This window comes from Deinococcus depolymerans (genome assembly GCF_039522025.1).
Taxonomy (GTDB): domain Bacteria; phylum Deinococcota; class Deinococci; order Deinococcales; family Deinococcaceae; genus Deinococcus; species Deinococcus depolymerans.
The window spans coordinates 1-15,567 of the sequence record NZ_BAAADB010000018.1 but is presented as its reverse complement, the minus strand read 5'-3'; the positions used below and the strand labels follow the sequence as shown (position 1 = coordinate 15,567).

The following is a 15,567-nucleotide window of genomic DNA, read 5'->3' as shown; positions in this document are numbered from 1 at the left end:
CCTCCAGCGCACACCGGCGATGGCGATTGGGCTGACCGATCGCGTTTGGACGCTGCGAGCGTGGCTGTCACGGCCTCAAGGCGTTCCCTGTCGGGCATAGTTCCAGCCAACTACCCTCTTCGCGCAGTCGTGTGGAAACCTGACTGCCCGCCAGCATGCGCCAGAGCCCCCTGGTGCCCGGTTCCGGAAAGTAGAGGACGCGGGCCGTACAGCCCAGCGCTGTGAAAGTCATCGGAATCCCACCCGTCACGCTCGGTGCGGCAGCGTGCCCGATCAGCACGTCGCGCTCCGTTTCGGTGATGCGGTTCATCTCGGCGGCGGCCTGCGCGGCGAGTTCGAAGGTGGCGATGCCGAACTGCTGGCGGACCTGTTCGACCAGCGGGGTCTTCTCGCGGCGGATGCGGGCCTCGTCGAGCCGCTGCTGCTGCCGCTGGCGGATGCCGTGCAGGGCGTCCGGGAATCGCCCGGCCCGCCAGGTGTCCACGTCGAGCAGCGCGGCGAGGTCGCCTGCGAAGGTGTGGCCTTCCTGTCCGAGTTCGAGTTTCAGGGCCACGCGGTCTTCCCAGCGGCCCGGCAGGTGTTCGTCGAGGACGACCCAGACGCGGCCGTTCGTGACGATGGCCCAGCGGGTGCCCTCGTTGACGGCGTACGTGGCGGCCTGCTGGTAGTGGGCGGCGCCCAGGGTGACGTTCATGCCCTTGAGTTCCAGCGCGAACGCGCCGTGCCCGCTGCGGATCAGGAAGTCGGCGCGGGTGCCCGTGGCGTTCGTTTCTTCGGGGACGACCTCGGTGGGGTTCCAGATGTCGAATCCGGCGGCGTGCAGGAGGCGCAGCACGATGGCCTGCCGGACGACGGCCTCGCCGGGGTTGGGGGTGTGGGTCAGCCAGTCCTGGATGTGGGTCACGGCTTCCCGGATGCGGTCTGGCGCGCTGGGCATGTGCGGGCAGCATAACAGCGGGAGTGGTGTGCGGCGCGCAGAAATCGCCGCCCCCGAGTGATCCGGGGGCGGCGCGGTTGGGTGTGGGGTTTCAGCGGCCGACGGTGTAGCGGACGGTGTCGCTGGTCCAGTTCTGCTGCGGGACGGGCTGCGTGACGGGGTTCACGACGATGCTCAGGGCCTGCGCGAAGCCGGGGGTGGTGGTGGGTTTCACGGTGGCGAACGCGTCGCCTGCGCGGTAGGAGCTGAGCTGGTCGAGGTTCAGTTCGGTGCGGCTGGCGATGACCAGGACCTTGTTCAGGCCGCGTGGGCCGCTGACGTTGAACACGAAGTTGTCGCCGGGCGCGGGGAAGGTGCGGGTCTGTCCGGCGCGGACGTAGTGGGTGCCGCTGAGGTGGTTGGGGAGGATCTGGTCGGTGGTGCCGTCCGGGTTGACGTTGAACAGGTAGACGTAGGCGTCCTCGTTGACGGTGGTGGCGATGCGGATGGGTTCGCCGACGCGGTAGGTGGGCGTGCCGTTGCCGCCGGGGTCGCGGTCCACCCACACGCGGACGCTGAGGTCGGTGGGGACGGGGTTGACGATGATGCTCTGCGCGCTGAGTCTGGGTGCGGCGGTGGCGGGCGTGCCCAGGGTGACGGTGGCGAGGGCGGCGAGGAGCAGGGCAGCTTTCTTCATGGGGGTCTCCGGGGCCGCTCGGCCCTGGGCGCGGCCGGGGCGGCCTGCGCTGGTGGGCGTGTGGGAGCGGCTTCTGTTCTCCTCAAGCGTAGGCGCCGGCACCTGACGGGCGGTGAAGGGAGGCTGACGGAACATGAGCGGCGTCACGTTTCGGCTCATGATGATCCGGTCAGAAAAGGGACGCCGCTTGATCTGGGGGAATGCAGAAGCGGCTCGCCGATGGTGGTCGGAGAGCCGCTGGGTTCTGGCAGGGATACTAGGATTCGAACCTAGACAAGCAGATCCAAAATCTGCTGTGCTGCCATTACACCATATCCCTAGGGTGTGCCTGCAGTGCCTTTTCAGGCGGGCATGAGTATACCGGGGGTGGCCGGGCAGGGTCAAGACAGCGCGGGCGGGGGGGCGCTCAGCGGGCGGGGGTGGGGGCGGCCCCGATGACCGTCAGGCCCGCGAATTTCAGCAGGAGGCGTTTCTGACCCACGCCGGGGAAGTACACGAGGACCTCGCGGCGGTCGCCCTGGTGGAAGCCCTGCATGAACACGCCGTCCCCGAATTTCGCGTGGCGCAGGCGCAGCGGCTGGGTGGTGCTGACCGCGCGTTGCAGTTCGCGGCTGGGAATGCCGAGTCGGGCGCTGACTTCCGGGAGGCTCAGGCCGTGCAGGTCCAGCAGTTCGCGGGCCTGGAGGGGCCAGTCGGTGGGCGGGGCGGGCTGGTCGGGCAGCGGGTCGTGCGGGGCGCCGGGGGCGTGATCGGGCCGCAGGTGCGCGGGGACGGGCTGGCGCAGCTCCTCGTCGGTGACGCCCAGCACGGCCTGGAGGAACGCGCGGGTGGCGTGCTTGTCGGTGGGGCGGCGTTCCCCGCTGGGCAGGGTGGGCGAGTAGCAGCGGCTCACGGCGATGCACTCGAAACAGCCGTGCGGGTTCTGGCAGCAGGTCTTGGCGGTCAGGTCCAGCGCGCGGCGCAGCAGGTCGTCCATGTGCAGCGACGCGCGGCGGGACACGCCCAGGCCGCCCAGCCAGTCGTCGTACAGGAAGAAGTACGTGTCGCGGCCCTCGCGGAACGCGCCGGACAGGTCGTTCTCGTCGCAGGCGACCCGTTCGGGCGTGACCTTCTGGAGCAGGTGTTTCAGGGTGTGCGCCACGGCGGTGGGGTAGTCGGTGGCGCGGGCGTCCACGCCGACTTCCAGGGCGCTGGTGCGGAACGGGGGGAGTTCGGTGGGCGTGTCGTACAGGTGCTCGGAGAGCTTGTGGTCCTGCATGCGGTCCTGGATGCGGCCGCCGCATTTCACGCAGCTGCGTTCGGCGGGGCCGGGTTCGCGGTCGCAGCCCACGCAGACGCGCTCGAACACCTGCCGGAGCATCTGGTAGCCGGTGTAGCGGCGGCGGATGACGACCTCGCCGTGCCGGTACGCCAGCGGCCCGCGCTGCACCCACTTTCCCATCTCGCGGGGCGTGACCTCGATGGTGTACAGGCCGCGCGTGAACAGGTTGGCGGTGTCGTGCCGCTCGACCAGGATGACGGTGCCGCCCTCGTGTTTCTCCCAGCGCAGCACCCGGTACCCCTGACCGTCCAGGGTGAACACGGCGCCCTCGTGCTTCTCGGTCAGGGCGTAGTGCTGGCTGGGGCTTTCCAGCGGGTTGTCCAGCGCCCGCGCGCCCAGCCGCTCCCAGTCGGCGGCCTCGACCACCACGTACTTCAGGCTGCCCTCGCCGCGCAGGTTCCAGTAGCGGGGCGCAGCGGTGGCGGCCACGTGCGGTTCCGGCAGGCCCGCCGCGTGGAATTCCTCGTTCGCGCGCGCCTGATGCCGGGGGGCGAGGTACGGGTTGTTCGCCTCCACGACCGCCTTCTCGATCGGGCCGGTCAGCAGGTCCAGGAAATTCCCGGCGTTGCTGTAGAAGGCGTCGGCGGGCTGCGGGACGCCCTGCTCGTTCAGGGACGGCAGGTACAGCACCAGTCCCGGCGCGATCCGACCCGCGCGGCCCGCCATCTGCCGGAACGCCATGCGCGAGCCCGGGTACCCGTCGATGATCACGACCTCCAGGTCCCCGATGTCCACCCCGGCTTCCAGGGCGTTCGTGGCGAACATCACGCCGCTGCGCGTGCGGCGGAACTCGGAAAGGCGGCCCTCGCGGTCACTGGTGCCCGCCATGTACAGGTGCGCGCGCCCCGCGTACCCCGGCTGCGCCCGGTACGTGGAGTACAGCCGCGCCGCCCGCGACCGCCCCCGGAAGAACGCCAGGACCTTCAGGTCGTACCGGGCGCTGGCGTCCATCACGGCGTTCCAGAAGCGCCGGGGCTGGCCTCTGTGGTCCGCGAGGTAGTAGCGTTTCCCGTGCCGCTGCGCGCCGGACTCGCTGACCTCGGTGGCGTCCACGCCCGTCAGTTCCCGCGCGAACTCCGCCGGGTTCCCGATGGTCGCCGTACTCAGGACCACCTGCGGGTTCGCGCCCAGCGCCCGCGCCAGCCCCAGCAGGCGCCGCAGCATGCCCGCCACCTCGCTCCCGAAGCCGCCCCGGTACGTGTGCGCCTCGTCCAGCACCAGGAACGACAGGTTCCGCAGGAAGTCCCGCACGCCCGGCTGCACCAGCGACCAGTGCAGTTTGTCCGGCGTGGCCGTCACCATCCGCACGCCCGGCCTGAAGACCGCCGACCCCTGCGCCGCGCCCTGGAACGCCGCCACCTCCCACGGAAACCCGCCCCGCTCCCGGAACTCCAGCAGCTTGTCCCGCTGGTCCTGCCCCAGCGCCACCAGCGGGTACACGAACAGCGCCGTCGCCGCCGGGTCCCGCTCCAGACGGTCGAACACCCCGGGAAAGAAAGCCCCGGTCTTCCCGCTCGCCGTGGGCGTCGTGATGATCACGTTCTCGCCCGCGCGCATCAGCTCGAACGTGCGCGCCTGATGCGCGAACACCGTCGGAAAGCCGAAACCGCGCGCCACCGCGTCACTCCAGCCCAGCTCCGGCACGCCCACCGTCCGCGCCGGAGCGGGTTCCTCCTCATGCAGGCGCGTCGCCCCGCCGCCCAGCGTGTCCCGCAGGAACCCCTCCAGGCGGGCGTAAGGAGAACGGGCAGGCAACACCCGCACAGTCTAGGCGCGGCACGCACAGGTGCAGGGGAGTTGCGTCACGGTCAGGCAGGGGGGCTATACCCCATCAATCATCAGCTCAGCACCAGAAATCTCAATCTCCAAAATACTAGCAATGTCACTGATGATTTCACCACAACGGTTTATTATTACTGCATATAAAATGTCGAAGTCTCCCAGATCTCCGTAATCCATACCCAGACTATCCAGGTCCTGCTTCAAAAAAGCAAAGAGGTCTCTCTCGGGCAGTCCAACAAGCCTATGAGCAAATTCATTTCTGTATCCCACAAATTTCTTAAGCCAGACAATACAGCTTTCGCTTCCACCAAATGCCTCATAGATAGTAATTTTGTTTGATAAAGGCATTCTTTTAATAGATTTTGGCACTACACTAAATTTACCAACCATTAGCCTATCTATCATACCCTCTATAATCAAGGATCCTCGAATTAAAAGACCAAGGACGTCTGAGGCAGGGTCGAGGAATGTAACTATTTTTCGCAGTTCGGTATCCGCATTCCAGAAATTCTGGTTGACCAGCCATTCGTCAAAATTATTTATTTTTTCCATACCTATAAACTATTCCTAGACTCCGCGAGGTGTGGCCACATCTGCAACACTACCCGCGCATGACGAAGTGTTCGATGATGGCGTGGTGGTCCTCGAAGAACAGTTCGGGGCGGGCGAGGACGTCGCTGATGGGCATCCAGAGGGCCTCGCTGGCGTCGCTGCCGCCGCTGAGGCGTGGGAGTTGCCCGATGCCGAGGTCGAAGTGGTAGGCGTGCGTGACGGTGCGGCCGCGCAGGCTGCGCTCCGGGTAGTCGAAGACGGCCTGGGCGTGCAGGGCGGCGGCAAGGTCGATGCTGGGGCTCAGGCCGGTTTCCTCGTGCGTTTCGCGGATGGCGCAGGCCAGGAGGGTTTCGTTTGGTTCGAGGAATCCGCCGGGCATGGCGAGGCGGCCGCGGCCGGGGCGGCCGGCGCGGCGGACGAGGAGGACGTGGCCGCTGCGGGTGATGACGGCGTCGGTGGTGACGAAGATGGGCGGGAAGGGCGCGTCCTTCCAGGCGGCGCGGTACGCGAGGAGGTGGTCGTACTCGGCTTGCAGTTCGGCGTAGTCGGGGCCGTGCCGGAAGGTGTCCAGGAAGGCGTGGACGGCGGGTGGGACCATGGGCTGCACGTCGTTCAGGCGTCCCTCGAAGTAGGCGCGGCGGACGTCGGTGGCGCTGAGGTCGCTGACGACGTGGGTGGGGATGAATTCCCAGGCGGGGAAGGAGCGCAGGTAGTAGCTGCTCTCGTCCTTGATGTGGCCGATGAGGGCGACGTCGGTGCTGCCGCGGGTGTGGGCGTGCACGCCGGCCTGGACTTCGCTGAGCCAGAGGGTTTCGTTGTAGTAGTAGTCGCGGACGTGCACGAACAGCAGGCGGGTGCGGGGAACGCCGGCTTCCTGGAGCATGGCGGTGATGAGGTCCTGGCGTTCGTCGGCGGTGAAGGGGTTCTTGGTGTTGCGGGCGGCGCGGGCGCTGCCGATGACGATGATGAGTTTCTGGACGCTGCGCAGCGCCTCGAGCATGACCTGCAGGTGGGCGGTGTGGGGGGGTTCGAAGCGGCCGATGTACACGCCGAAGGTGCGTCTGCGGCGGGTGGGGGCCTGGGTGGCGGGGCGGGGGCGCGCGTCGGTCATGATCCTCACGATGTCATCCCAGGACCGTGAGTTGAATGAGAACAGGGTGGAGCGGGGCGGGCCTTCCGGCGCCGCCGCCCGCCGCTGCGCTTCCCGCCCGCCGCTGCGCGTATGCCCGGTGCGCTGGCGTCGTACTGTGGATCATGCAAAAGACCCTGGTGTCCGCCGCGCTGCTCGCCCTCACCCTGTCCACCCCCGTCCTGGCGGGCGGCGCGGCCGGCCCCGCGACCGGCGCGAGCGCACAGGTGCTCGCCGCGACCCCGGCGGCGCTGCTGGCCGCCCTGAAGGAAGCCGGGTACCGCGTGACGATGGACCCCGTCAGCCCGGACAGCGATCCGAGCATGACCGTCATGGCCGGCGACTACGAGGTCAGCGTGTGGCTCAGCGGCTGCAAGGCCGGCACCTGCGCGCGCGTCACGGCCAGCACCTCCTGGGATTACAGCGACCGCGAGGAAGCGCTGGACACCGAACTGGTCAACGACTGGAACAGCAACTACTACACGCAGGCGTACGCCTACGAGGGCGCGTACTACCTGGATTCCACCCTGCCCATCGCGGGCGGCTACACCCGCGCGACCCTGAAGGCCTGGATGACCGATTACCTGGGCGACGTGAAGGACTTCGAGACCGAACTGCCCTGACCCGCCGCGTGGGCGGCGGTGCATGAAGGATTGCTGGCGGTCAGGTCAAGGTGAGCAGGGGCGCAGCTGGTCCACCGGGCCGGCCGCACGCGGCACACTGGAAGCCTGATGGCAGATCTCAAGGAAGTCGGACGGAATGCCCGGCAGCAGGTCAGTGACGGCCTGCACAGCACGCGCGAGGCGGCGTCGCAGGCCGCCGGGCAGGCCGCGCCGGGCCTGGAAACCCTGGCGCGGGCCGGGTACGCCAGCAAGGGCGTCGTGTACTGCGCGGTCGGGTTCCTGGCGCTGAGCGTGGCGCTCGGGCGGGGGGGCCAGACCACCGATACCCGCGGCGCCCTGCTGAAGTTGCAGGACCTGCCCGGCGGCACGGCGCTGCTGACGCTGGTGGCCGTGGGGCTGGTCGGGTACGCGCTGTGGCAGCTGATCCGCGCGGTGCTGGACCCGGAACGGCAGGGCACCGGGGCGGGCGGTCTGGTGAAACGGAGCGGCTACCTGATCAGCGGCGCGGCGAACCTGGCGCTGGCGGTGTTCACGGCGCGGCTGGCGGCGCTGGGCAACGCCCCGCAGGGGGGCGACAGCGAGACCCGGGCGGCGGGCGCGGTCCTGAACCTGCCGGGCGGTCAGCTGCTGCTGGGACTGGTGGGACTGGCGCTGCTGGGACTGGCCGGCAGTCAGCTGTACACGGCGTACGGGGCGCGGTTCATGAAGCGCATGGCGTTCACGGACGTGTCGGGGCGGGTGCGCGGCGCGCTCGTGAAGACCGGGCAGCTGGGCATCGCGTCGCGCGGGGTGCTGATGCTGATCATCGGGGCGTTCGCGCTGGTGGCCGCCTGGCACCGCCGCGCGAACGAGACGGTCGGGATTTCCGAGGCGCTGACGTGGCTGCGCTCGCAACCGTCGGGGAATCTGCTGCTGGGCGTGGTGGCGACCGGCACCCTCTGTTACGGCGTGTGGTGCGCGGTGCAGGCACGGTACCGGCGGATTCACATCCAGGGTTGAAGGGGGAGGCGGGCCGGGCCGCGTGCCAGAATGCCGGGCATGAGCGAAGCTGGCGTTCCCGACAACCGGCGGCAGGTGGCCCTGATCGCGCACGACAAGAAGAAGCTGGAGCTCGCGCTGTTCGCCCTGAGTCACCGTGACATCCTGGCGAACTTTCATCTGGTGGCGACCGGCACGACCGGGGGGATCCTGGCGAAGCAGACGGGCCTGCAGGTCGAGCGGGTACTGTCCGGGCCGCTGGGCGGCGATCAGCAGATCGGGGCGCGGCTGGCCGAGGAACGGATCCTGGCGATCTTCTTCTTCCGCGATCCGTTGACGGCGCAGCCGCACGAGCCGGACGTGTCGGCGCTGGTGCGCCTCTGTGACGTGCATGACATCCCGCTGGCGACCAACCCGGCGAGCGCCGAGGCGCTGATGTTGTGGTTGCGCGAGCAGATCCAGCCCTGAGCCGGGCGGGTGGAGGCAGGGCGGGTCGCGGCTGGAGCGCCGGCCGGTGTTCCCCGTGAGGGTCATACGGACTCCGCTTGAATGGGTTGCCACCGTTCAATCCGAGCGGCCGTGACTCGGGGACTGCCCCGCAGAGGAGGAGCAGAGCGGGTTCCGGGCGTGGAGTGGGCAGCCCGGCGCAGGGGCGGGTGGAGGGCGGGGCAGTCGGCCATCCGGATCACCGGAACGGGGCCGGAATCCTGCCGGCAGTCCCGCCGGCCCCTGCGCGGCTGAACGCCCCGTCCCGAGGCGGACTGACGGGCGGCCTCCATGAACCGCGCCTTCATACACTGGGGACCCCCGGTGGTGGTTCCCCGGTGGGCGGTGGTCAGGGCCGCCCGGGTGCGGTCTCATGGAGCGGATGGTCGGTTCGTGTGCCGCGCTCCTGTCCTCCCTGCCGTCCGGCAGGGACGGCCGGGTGCGTGCGTCGTCCCTGCCGGGCGGCAGGAGGGCCGCGTGACGGTCTGGTTCGGGCCGTCGTGTTTCGGGCTGGCCGCTCAGGAGTTCCAGCCGGGCCCGGAGTGGCACTCGGCCCTGGAGGCGGCCGCGCAGGCCGAGGCGCGGGCGCGGGCGGCCGGGGACGACGCGGCGCTGGGCGCGGCACTGTACCGTCGCGGCACGGCCCTCAACCGCCTGGGCCGCTCGCAGGAGGCGCTGGGCGTCCTGATGGAGGCGGTCGCCTTCCTGCCGCCGGACGACCGGCAGGCGCAGGCGCTGGCGTGGCGGGAGGCGGCGTGCGCGCAGCGCAATCTCGCCTGTGACCGCGAGGCCCAGGAGTTCCTGGGGCTGGCGCTGACCCTGGCCCGCGAGGCCGGCGCGGCCGCGCTGGAAGTCGACCTGATCGAGGACCTCGCGCAGGCGCATTCGGAACAGGGAGATCACGCGGCCGCGCTCAAGGCGCTGCGTGGCAGCCTGACCGCCCGCCGTGACCAGGCAGGCTCACGCGCGCTGCTGCACACGCTGGTGCGGCTGGCACAGGTGACCCTGCGGGCCTTTGAGGCGGCCCCGGAACGCTACCACTCGGCCCTGACGGAGGCCGAAGCGCACCTGCGCGAGGTACTCGACCCGGCCCCGGCCCCGCGACCGGCACCTGAGGACCGGCTGGCCGGGGAGGCCCACGCCGCCCTGGCGCGGGTCCTGCTGCACCGTCAGGATCCGGCGGCGGCACACGACGCGGCGTGGCGGGGCCTGGCACTGCTGCGCCAGAGCGGGGACACGCGCGGCGCGCTGCGGCTCCTGCCGGACCTGGCGCGGGCGCAGCTGGCGCTGGGCCTGGCCGCGCAGGCACTCGGGGAGGTCCGGGCGGCCCTGACCCTCAACCCGGACGAGCACCTGCCGGACGAGCACGCCGCGCTGCACCTCGCCGCCTGCGACGCCTGCGAGGCGCTGGGGGATCACGCCGGCGCCCTGGCACACCACCGCGCGTACCACGCGCTGGACGCCCGGCACCGCGACCGGCTGGCCCAGGAACGGACGCGCGCCACGCAGGCCCGCGTGGGCCTGGACGCCACGCGGGAGGAGGCGCGGCTGCACCGGCAGCGCAGCGAGGAACTCGACGGGCTGGTGCGGGACCGGACGGCGCAGCTGGCCCGCAGCCAGCGGGCGGTGATTGATCTGCTTGCCAGCTGCGCCGAGTTCCGGGACGCGCCGCTCGGACCGCATACCCGCTGGGTGGGGGACGCGGCGCAGGCGGTGGCGCAGGCGCTGGGCGTCTCGCCGACCGACGCCGCGCAGCTGGGACTGGCCGCGCGCCTGCATGACGTGGGCAAGATCGGCATTCCGGACTCGATCCTGCTCAAGGCCGGGCGGCTGCTGCCGGACGAGTGGGCACACATGGCGGCCCACACGACCCTGGGCGCGCAACTGCTGTCGCAGCCGGGCGCGGCGGACGGGGGGCCGCTGCTGCAGCTGGCGGCCCAGATCGCCCTGACGCACCATGAATGCTGGGATGGCAGCGGGTACCCGGCCGGTCTGGCCGGTCAGGCCATTCCGCTGGGGGGGCGGGTGGTGCGGGTGGTCGATACCTTCGACGCGCTGATCAGCGAGCGGCCCTACAAGCCCCGCTGGACGGACGGTCAGGCCCTCGCGTACCTGCGGGAGCACGCTGGCACGCTGTTCGACCCGGAAATCGTGAGGGTCTTCGCAGGGCTGCATGAGCGCGGCGGCCTGCCGGACCGGCACTGAATGAGACTCCTGAAGTTCAGGTCAGTACCGGCATGTGGGATTCTGAGCGGGCGAATCTGACCCGGTGGCTTATATTGGACTCATGCGCGCCTCCGCGACGCCCTCTCTCACTTCCGGTCTGCTGACGGATGTGGGTCGTCAGCGTCAGGGGGGCGTGAACCAGGACGCGGCGCTGGCCCTGGACCTCCCCACCGGCGGGCTGTACGCGGTCGCGGACGGCATGGGCGGACACGCGGCGGGGGAACTCGCGGCGAACCTGGCACTGGACGCACTCAGCCAGCAGTACCTCGAGGGGCGCGGCACGCCGCCCGCCCGGCTGGCCGAGGCGGTGCAGTGCGCGAACGTGGCGGTGCTGCGGCACGCGGTCGGCGAGTACGTCGGCATGGGCACCACCCTGCTCGCCGCGCTGATCGACCGGGGCGCGGCACTGATCGCGCACGTGGGGGATTCGCGGGCGTACCTGCTGCGCGGCGGCGAGCTGCACCGCCTGACCGAGGATCATTCCTGGGTGGCCGAGCAGGTCCGCCTGGGGCACATGACCGAGGCCGAGGCGCGCGACCACCAGTGGCGCAGCGTGGTCAGCAACGCCCTGGGAGGCGAGGAACGCGTGCGGCTGGAACTGTTCGGCCTGCCGCTGCGCGGCGGGGACCGCCTGCTGCTGTGCAGTGACGGCCTGAGCAGCGTCGTGACGGATCAGGAACTGCTGCTGCTGCTCGCGCGGCCGCTGGACCCGGAGGCGACGGCGCGCGTGCTGGTGAACGCCGCGAACGACGGGGGCGGCCCGGACAACATCACGGCGCTGATCGTGGACGTGCACCGGGACGTGCGCCCGCCCCGCTACGCCCTGCCGGTCCGGCGGGAGGACGGTCCCACCTACGTGGACGTGCTGCTCAGTACGCAGCGCGGCAGCAGCCTGCTCACGTACCTGCTGCTGATGGTCGCGTACTTCACGCTGCTGGGCATCATGCTGGTCCCGGAACGCCGGGGGTTGATCGGCCTGCTCGGCACGGGCGCCCTGCTGACCCTGCTGCTGTGGCAGCGCGCGCAGGTGGCGCGGCGCGCCCGCAACGTCCTGCGGACCCCCAGCGCCGCCCTGAGCGCCGCGCCGCCCACCCCGGACGCCAGCCTCAGCAGTTCCCGTCACTGAGCGGCGGCCAGCGCGGGCCGGTATGCTCAGGGGCATGAAAGAGACGATTCAGACGCCCGACGCACCCGCCGCCATCGGACCGTACAGCCAGGCGGTCGTGTTCGGGAACCTGGTGATCACCAGCGGCCAGATTCCCCTGACGCCGGGCGGGGACCTCGTGAGCGGGGGCGTCACCGAGCAGACCGAGCAGGTCATCACGAACCTCAAAGCCGTGCTGGAGGCCGCCGGCACCGACCTGGAGCGCGTGGTGAAGACCACGGTGTTCCTCGCGGACATGAACGAGTTCGCCGCCATGAACGCCGTGTACGAGGCGCACTTCCGCGCGCCGTACCCGGCCCGCAGCACCGTGCAGGTCGCCCGGTTGCCGCGCGACGTACGGGTGGAGATCGAGGTGATTGCCGAACGGCACTGAGCGCCGGGAAGGAGCCCCGCGCGGCGCGGCCCGCCCGCTTTGTGCCCGGGGTCTCGACGCTGCGGGGCGCGGCGTGACATCCTGCGCGTAATGTTCGTCCTGCCGGTCCGCTTCGAGCGCAGTCCCCGCCTTCACCCCATGCTGAGTGAGGAGCCTCACGCGGTCGGCACGCGGGTCGTGGTGCAGGGCAAGCGCGGCCCGGAGGTCGCCACCGTGCGCGGCGAGGCCGCCCCGCCCGAAGCGCAGGCCCGCTACGGCGCGGTGCTGCGCGCCGCCACGCCCGACGACCTGAGCCGCTGGGAGGCGCTGCACGCCTCCGGCGAGGACCTCAAGTGGCTGCTGCGCGCCCGCGCCCGGCAAAAAGGCCTGCCGGTGAAGGTCGTGGCCGTGGAATTCACGCTCGACGAGAGCCTCGTGACCGTCAGTTACAGCGCGGACGAACGCATCGAACTGACCGGCCTGATCGGCGAGGTGCGCGCCCACACCCGCGCCCGCGTGAACTTCGCGGCGATCGGGCCGCGCGAGCAGGCGCAGATGATCGGAACGCTGGGAGCCTGCGGCCGCGAGAACTGCTCGTCGACGCACCTGCAGGACTTCGCGCCGGTCAGCATCCGCATGGCCCGCGACCAGCAGTTACCGCTGAACCCGGAGAAACTCTCGGGCCCCTGCGGGCGACTGCTGTGCTGCCTGCAGTTCGAGCACACCCAGTACCTGGAACTGCTGGCCGACCTGCCGCGCAAGAACGCCCGCGTGTGCCACGAGAGCAGCGGCGCGTGCGGCAAGGTCACGAAACTGCACCCGCTGACCGGCACCGTGGACGTCTTCACCGATCAGGGCGTCCTGACCGGCGTGCCCGCCAGCGAGCTGCGCCGCCTGACCGAGGCGGAAATCAAGGCCCTGCCCGAAGGCAACGGGCAGCGCGGGGGCCGTCCCGGCAAACCGGCCCGTGACCGCCAGGGCTGAGCGGCGGGCGCGTCTGCTCGCGTACACTCGCAGGGATGACCGCCACCTCCACTGACCTGAGTGCGCCCGACCTGAGTGCCGTCGAGGCCAAGCTGCATGTCCCAGCCGGGAATTCCCGCTGGGAGGCGTTCTCGGGTCGCTACCGGGACCTGCTGGACGCGCCGCTGGACGCCGCCGGCGTGCCGGCGTGGCTGGCGGACTGGAACGCGGTCAGCAGCGCCCTGATCGACACGGCGTCACGGCTGTCCACCCACGCGGACCTGCACACCGACCGCCCGGACGTGCAGGAACGCTACCAGACCTTCGTGGCGCAGGTGCTGCCCGAAGCGGAGCGGGCCGAACAGGCCCTCAAGGAGAAACTGCTGGCCGTGCCGGACTACGTGCCGGCCCCCGAGTTCGCGCTGAACTTCCGGCGGATGCGCGACGCGGCGGCGCTGTACCGCGAGGCGAACGTGACGCTGGGCGTGACGCACGAGGCGCAGAAAAACCGTTACTCGGTCGCGACCGGCAACCAGAAGGTCACGCTGAACGGCCAGACGCTGACCATCCCGCAGGCCAAGCAGCGCCTGGACAGCCCGGACCGCGCGGCGCGCGAGGCGGCGTGGCGCGCCCTGAGCGAGAGCAACCGGGGCGTCGCCGCCGAACTCGACGGGGTGATGCTGGACCTGATCGGCACGCGCTGGCAGCTGGCCCGCAACGCCGACCTGCCCACCTTCCGCGACTACCAGTGGCGGGTCCTGGACCGGGTGGATTACTCGCCCGCCGACTGCCACGCCTTCCACGAGGCGGTGCGGGACGAGGCCGTGCCGCTCACCGCGCGGATCGTGCAGGGGATCGCCGCGCAGCTGGGCCTGGACAGCGTGCGCCCCTGGGATTACAACCGCAACAGCCTGCTCGACCCGCAGGGCCGCGCGCCCCTGACGCCCTTCCGCACGGGCGCGGAACTCGAGACGCTGGCCGAGACGGCCTTCGCGTCACTGGACGCCGACCTGGCCGCACGCTTCCGGCAGATGCGGGCAGGCGGGCTGCTGGACCTGGAATCCCGGCCCGGCAAGATGACGCACGCCTACTGCCAGTACTTCCCCACCCACAACGAACCGTTCGTGCTGATGAACGTGGTGGGCAGCGCCGAGGACGTGCGCGTGCTGTTCCACGAGGTCGGGCACGCCTTCCACGGCTTCTACAGCGGGGACGCGCAGCCGCTCGTCTGGAACCGCTGGAGTCCCATTGAGTTCGTGGAGATTCCCAGCATGGCCATGGAGTTCCTGACCCTGGACCACCTGGGGCACGTGTTCACGCCCGAGGAGCTGGACCGTTACCGCGAGAAGCAGCTGCAGGGCGTCGTGGCGTTCCTGCCGTGGGCCGCGCAGATGGACGCCTTCCAGCACTGGCTGTACGCCGAGGCGCCCGAGACGGTCATGGTCGCGGATCTGGACGCCAAGTGGCTGGAACTCGACCGGACCTTCCACCCCTTCGTGAACTGGGAGGGCCTGGACGAGACGGTGCGCGCCAAGGGCTGGCAGTACTACCACGTGTTCCAGGCGCCCTTCTACTACATCGAGTACGCCATGTGTTACCTCGCGGCGACCGGCATCTGGCGGGCCGCGCAGGCGGACCCGGCGGGCGCCCTCGACCGCTACAGGGCCAGCCTGCGTCTGGGCAGCACGGTCAGCGTGCCGGAGCTGTACCGCGCCGCCGGGGTGGAATTCCGCTTCGACCGCGCGTACATCCGGGGCCTGATGGCCTTCATCGAGACGCAACTGCCCCGCTGATACGGACTCCGATTGAACGGCTTTGTAAGCCATTCAATCCGAGCGAGGCGAGTGGGAGCAAAACGGGTTCCGGACGTGGAGCCGGCAATCCGGTGAAGTTCCGGATTGTCAGCGAACCAGACGGCAGTCCGTATGACAAGAGTTTCCACGGGCGAGAGAACAGCGACCAGCACGAAGGCCCAGGAGGCAGGGGCTTGAAATTCCCCGGTCTCATGGGCCTTGATGCGAAGTGACTATGCCTCGCACGCCCAGCCTACCGCACAGCATCATCACCGCGCAGCTGAACCGAATCACCAGCCTCAGCGGTCTCGTTCCCTACAGCCCCCTGCGCAAAAGCGCCATCTCCCAGGAGATGGCGCGGGACTCCTTCGCATCGACGAAAGACCTCCAGCGCCGAGCCAGGAACGCGCCGGAAGGCGCGTTCCTGGCCATTGATTTCGTCATGGTGCCCCACGCCGGACGGACGATGGGTAGTTGGCTGGAACTATGCCCGACAGGGAACGCCTTGAGGCCGTGACAGCCACGCTCGCAGCGTCCAAACGCGATCGGTCAGCCCAATCGCCATCGCCGGTGTGCGCTGGAGG

The 15,567-nt window shown here is 70.1% G+C and carries 14 protein-coding genes and 1 tRNA gene; 9 read left to right on the top strand and 6 right to left on the bottom strand.

What is annotated here, in order from left to right:
* Window positions 1–67: 67 nt before the first annotated feature.
* The 6 genes from ABDZ66_RS10220 to ABDZ66_RS10195 all read right to left on the bottom strand — a co-directional run bounded on the left by ABDZ66_RS10220 (window position 68) and on the right by ABDZ66_RS10195 (window position 6,379).
* Window positions 68–937 carry a type I restriction enzyme HsdR N-terminal domain-containing protein gene (locus ABDZ66_RS10220; protein ID WP_343758459.1) on the bottom strand — a complete coding sequence of 290 codons (870 nt, stop codon included), beginning with the start codon at window positions 935–937 and terminating at the stop codon, window positions 68–70.
* Window positions 938–1,028: 91 nt separating this feature from the next.
* Window positions 1,029–1,613, bottom strand: a complete 585-nt coding sequence (locus ABDZ66_RS10215) for a DUF4384 domain-containing protein (protein WP_343758457.1) — start codon at window positions 1,611–1,613, stop codon at window positions 1,029–1,031.
* Between the two features lie 245 nt (window positions 1,614–1,858).
* Window positions 1,859–1,932: transfer RNA gene (locus tag ABDZ66_RS10210), tRNA-Gln, on the bottom strand.
* 87 nt (window positions 1,933–2,019) lie between these two features.
* Entirely contained in the window at window positions 2,020–4,692 is a 2,673-nt protein-coding gene (locus ABDZ66_RS10205) for a DEAD/DEAH box helicase (protein ID WP_343758455.1), read from the bottom strand.
* 63 nt (window positions 4,693–4,755) lie between these two features.
* Window positions 4,756–5,268, bottom strand: a complete 513-nt coding sequence (locus tag ABDZ66_RS10200) for a hypothetical protein (protein ID WP_343758453.1) — start codon at window positions 5,266–5,268, stop codon at window positions 4,756–4,758.
* 49 nt (window positions 5,269–5,317) lie between these two features.
* Complete coding sequence (locus ABDZ66_RS10195) at window positions 5,318–6,379, bottom strand: bifunctional nicotinamide-nucleotide adenylyltransferase/Nudix hydroxylase (protein ID WP_343758451.1); 1,062 nt, start codon at window positions 6,377–6,379, stop codon at window positions 5,318–5,320.
* A 143-nt stretch (window positions 6,380–6,522) separates the two neighbouring features.
* Here ABDZ66_RS10195 and ABDZ66_RS10190 point away from each other — a divergent pair, with 143 nt between their 5' ends.
* The 9 genes from ABDZ66_RS10190 to ABDZ66_RS10150 all read left to right on the top strand — a co-directional run bounded on the left by ABDZ66_RS10190 (window position 6,523) and on the right by ABDZ66_RS10150 (window position 15,500).
* Window positions 6,523–7,020, top strand: coding sequence for a YbjN domain-containing protein (locus tag ABDZ66_RS10190; RefSeq protein WP_343758449.1), 498 nt, complete (start codon window positions 6,523–6,525; stop codon window positions 7,018–7,020).
* Window positions 7,021–7,128: 108 nt separating this feature from the next.
* Complete coding sequence (locus ABDZ66_RS10185; protein ID WP_343758447.1) at window positions 7,129–8,019, top strand: DUF1206 domain-containing protein; 891 nt, start codon at window positions 7,129–7,131, stop codon at window positions 8,017–8,019.
* 39 nt (window positions 8,020–8,058) lie between these two features.
* Window positions 8,059–8,466 carry a methylglyoxal synthase gene (locus ABDZ66_RS10180; protein WP_343758445.1) on the top strand — a complete coding sequence of 136 codons (408 nt, stop codon included), beginning with the start codon at window positions 8,059–8,061 and terminating at the stop codon, window positions 8,464–8,466.
* Between the two features lie 495 nt (window positions 8,467–8,961).
* Entirely contained in the window at window positions 8,962–10,689 is a 1,728-nt protein-coding gene (locus tag ABDZ66_RS10175) for an HD domain-containing phosphohydrolase (RefSeq protein ID WP_343758443.1), read from the top strand.
* Window positions 10,690–10,771: 82 nt separating this feature from the next.
* On the top strand, window positions 10,772–11,836 hold the full coding sequence (locus ABDZ66_RS10170; RefSeq protein WP_343758441.1) for a PP2C family protein-serine/threonine phosphatase: 1,065 nt from the start codon (window positions 10,772–10,774) through the stop codon (window positions 11,834–11,836).
* A 34-nt stretch (window positions 11,837–11,870) separates the two neighbouring features.
* Window positions 11,871–12,248, top strand: a complete 378-nt coding sequence (locus ABDZ66_RS10165; protein WP_343758439.1) for a RidA family protein — start codon at window positions 11,871–11,873, stop codon at window positions 12,246–12,248.
* Window positions 12,249–12,338: 90 nt separating this feature from the next.
* A complete protein-coding gene (locus ABDZ66_RS10160; protein WP_343758436.1) occupies window positions 12,339–13,211 on the top strand; it encodes a PSP1 domain-containing protein in 873 nt (290 codons plus the stop codon).
* 35 nt (window positions 13,212–13,246) lie between these two features.
* Entirely contained in the window at window positions 13,247–14,983 is a 1,737-nt protein-coding gene (locus ABDZ66_RS10155; protein ID WP_343758434.1) for a M3 family oligoendopeptidase, read from the top strand.
* Between the two features lie 235 nt (window positions 14,984–15,218).
* A complete protein-coding gene (locus tag ABDZ66_RS10150; RefSeq protein WP_343758431.1) occupies window positions 15,219–15,500 on the top strand; it encodes a hypothetical protein in 282 nt (93 codons plus the stop codon).
* Window positions 15,501–15,567: the final 67 nt, after the last annotated feature.

What these genes read in the sequence shown, in the direction of transcription:
- ABDZ66_RS10220 (WP_343758459.1), bottom strand. Translation starts at nt 937, where the DNA reads ATGCCCAGCGCGCCAGACCGCATCCGGGAAGCCGTGACCCACATCCAG.
- ABDZ66_RS10215 (WP_343758457.1), bottom strand. Translation starts at nt 1,613, where the DNA reads ATGAAGAAAGCTGCCCTGCTCCTCGCCGCCCTCGCCACCGTCACCCTG.
- ABDZ66_RS10200 (WP_343758453.1), bottom strand. Translation starts at nt 5,268, where the DNA reads ATGGAAAAAATAAATAATTTTGACGAATGGCTGGTCAACCAGAATTTC.
- ABDZ66_RS10195 (WP_343758451.1), bottom strand. Translation starts at nt 6,379, where the DNA reads ATGACCGACGCGCGCCCCCGCCCCGCCACCCAGGCCCCCACCCGCCGC.
- ABDZ66_RS10190 (WP_343758449.1), top strand. Translation starts at nt 6,523, where the DNA reads ATGCAAAAGACCCTGGTGTCCGCCGCGCTGCTCGCCCTCACCCTGTCC.
- ABDZ66_RS10185 (WP_343758447.1), top strand. Translation starts at nt 7,129, where the DNA reads ATGGCAGATCTCAAGGAAGTCGGACGGAATGCCCGGCAGCAGGTCAGT.
- ABDZ66_RS10180 (WP_343758445.1), top strand. Translation starts at nt 8,059, where the DNA reads ATGAGCGAAGCTGGCGTTCCCGACAACCGGCGGCAGGTGGCCCTGATC.
- ABDZ66_RS10170 (WP_343758441.1), top strand. Translation starts at nt 10,772, where the DNA reads ATGCGCGCCTCCGCGACGCCCTCTCTCACTTCCGGTCTGCTGACGGAT.
- ABDZ66_RS10165 (WP_343758439.1), top strand. Translation starts at nt 11,871, where the DNA reads ATGAAAGAGACGATTCAGACGCCCGACGCACCCGCCGCCATCGGACCG.
- ABDZ66_RS10160 (WP_343758436.1), top strand. Translation starts at nt 12,339, where the DNA reads ATGTTCGTCCTGCCGGTCCGCTTCGAGCGCAGTCCCCGCCTTCACCCC.
- ABDZ66_RS10155 (WP_343758434.1), top strand. Translation starts at nt 13,247, where the DNA reads ATGACCGCCACCTCCACTGACCTGAGTGCGCCCGACCTGAGTGCCGTC.
- ABDZ66_RS10150 (WP_343758431.1), top strand. Translation starts at nt 15,219, where the DNA reads ATGCCTCGCACGCCCAGCCTACCGCACAGCATCATCACCGCGCAGCTG.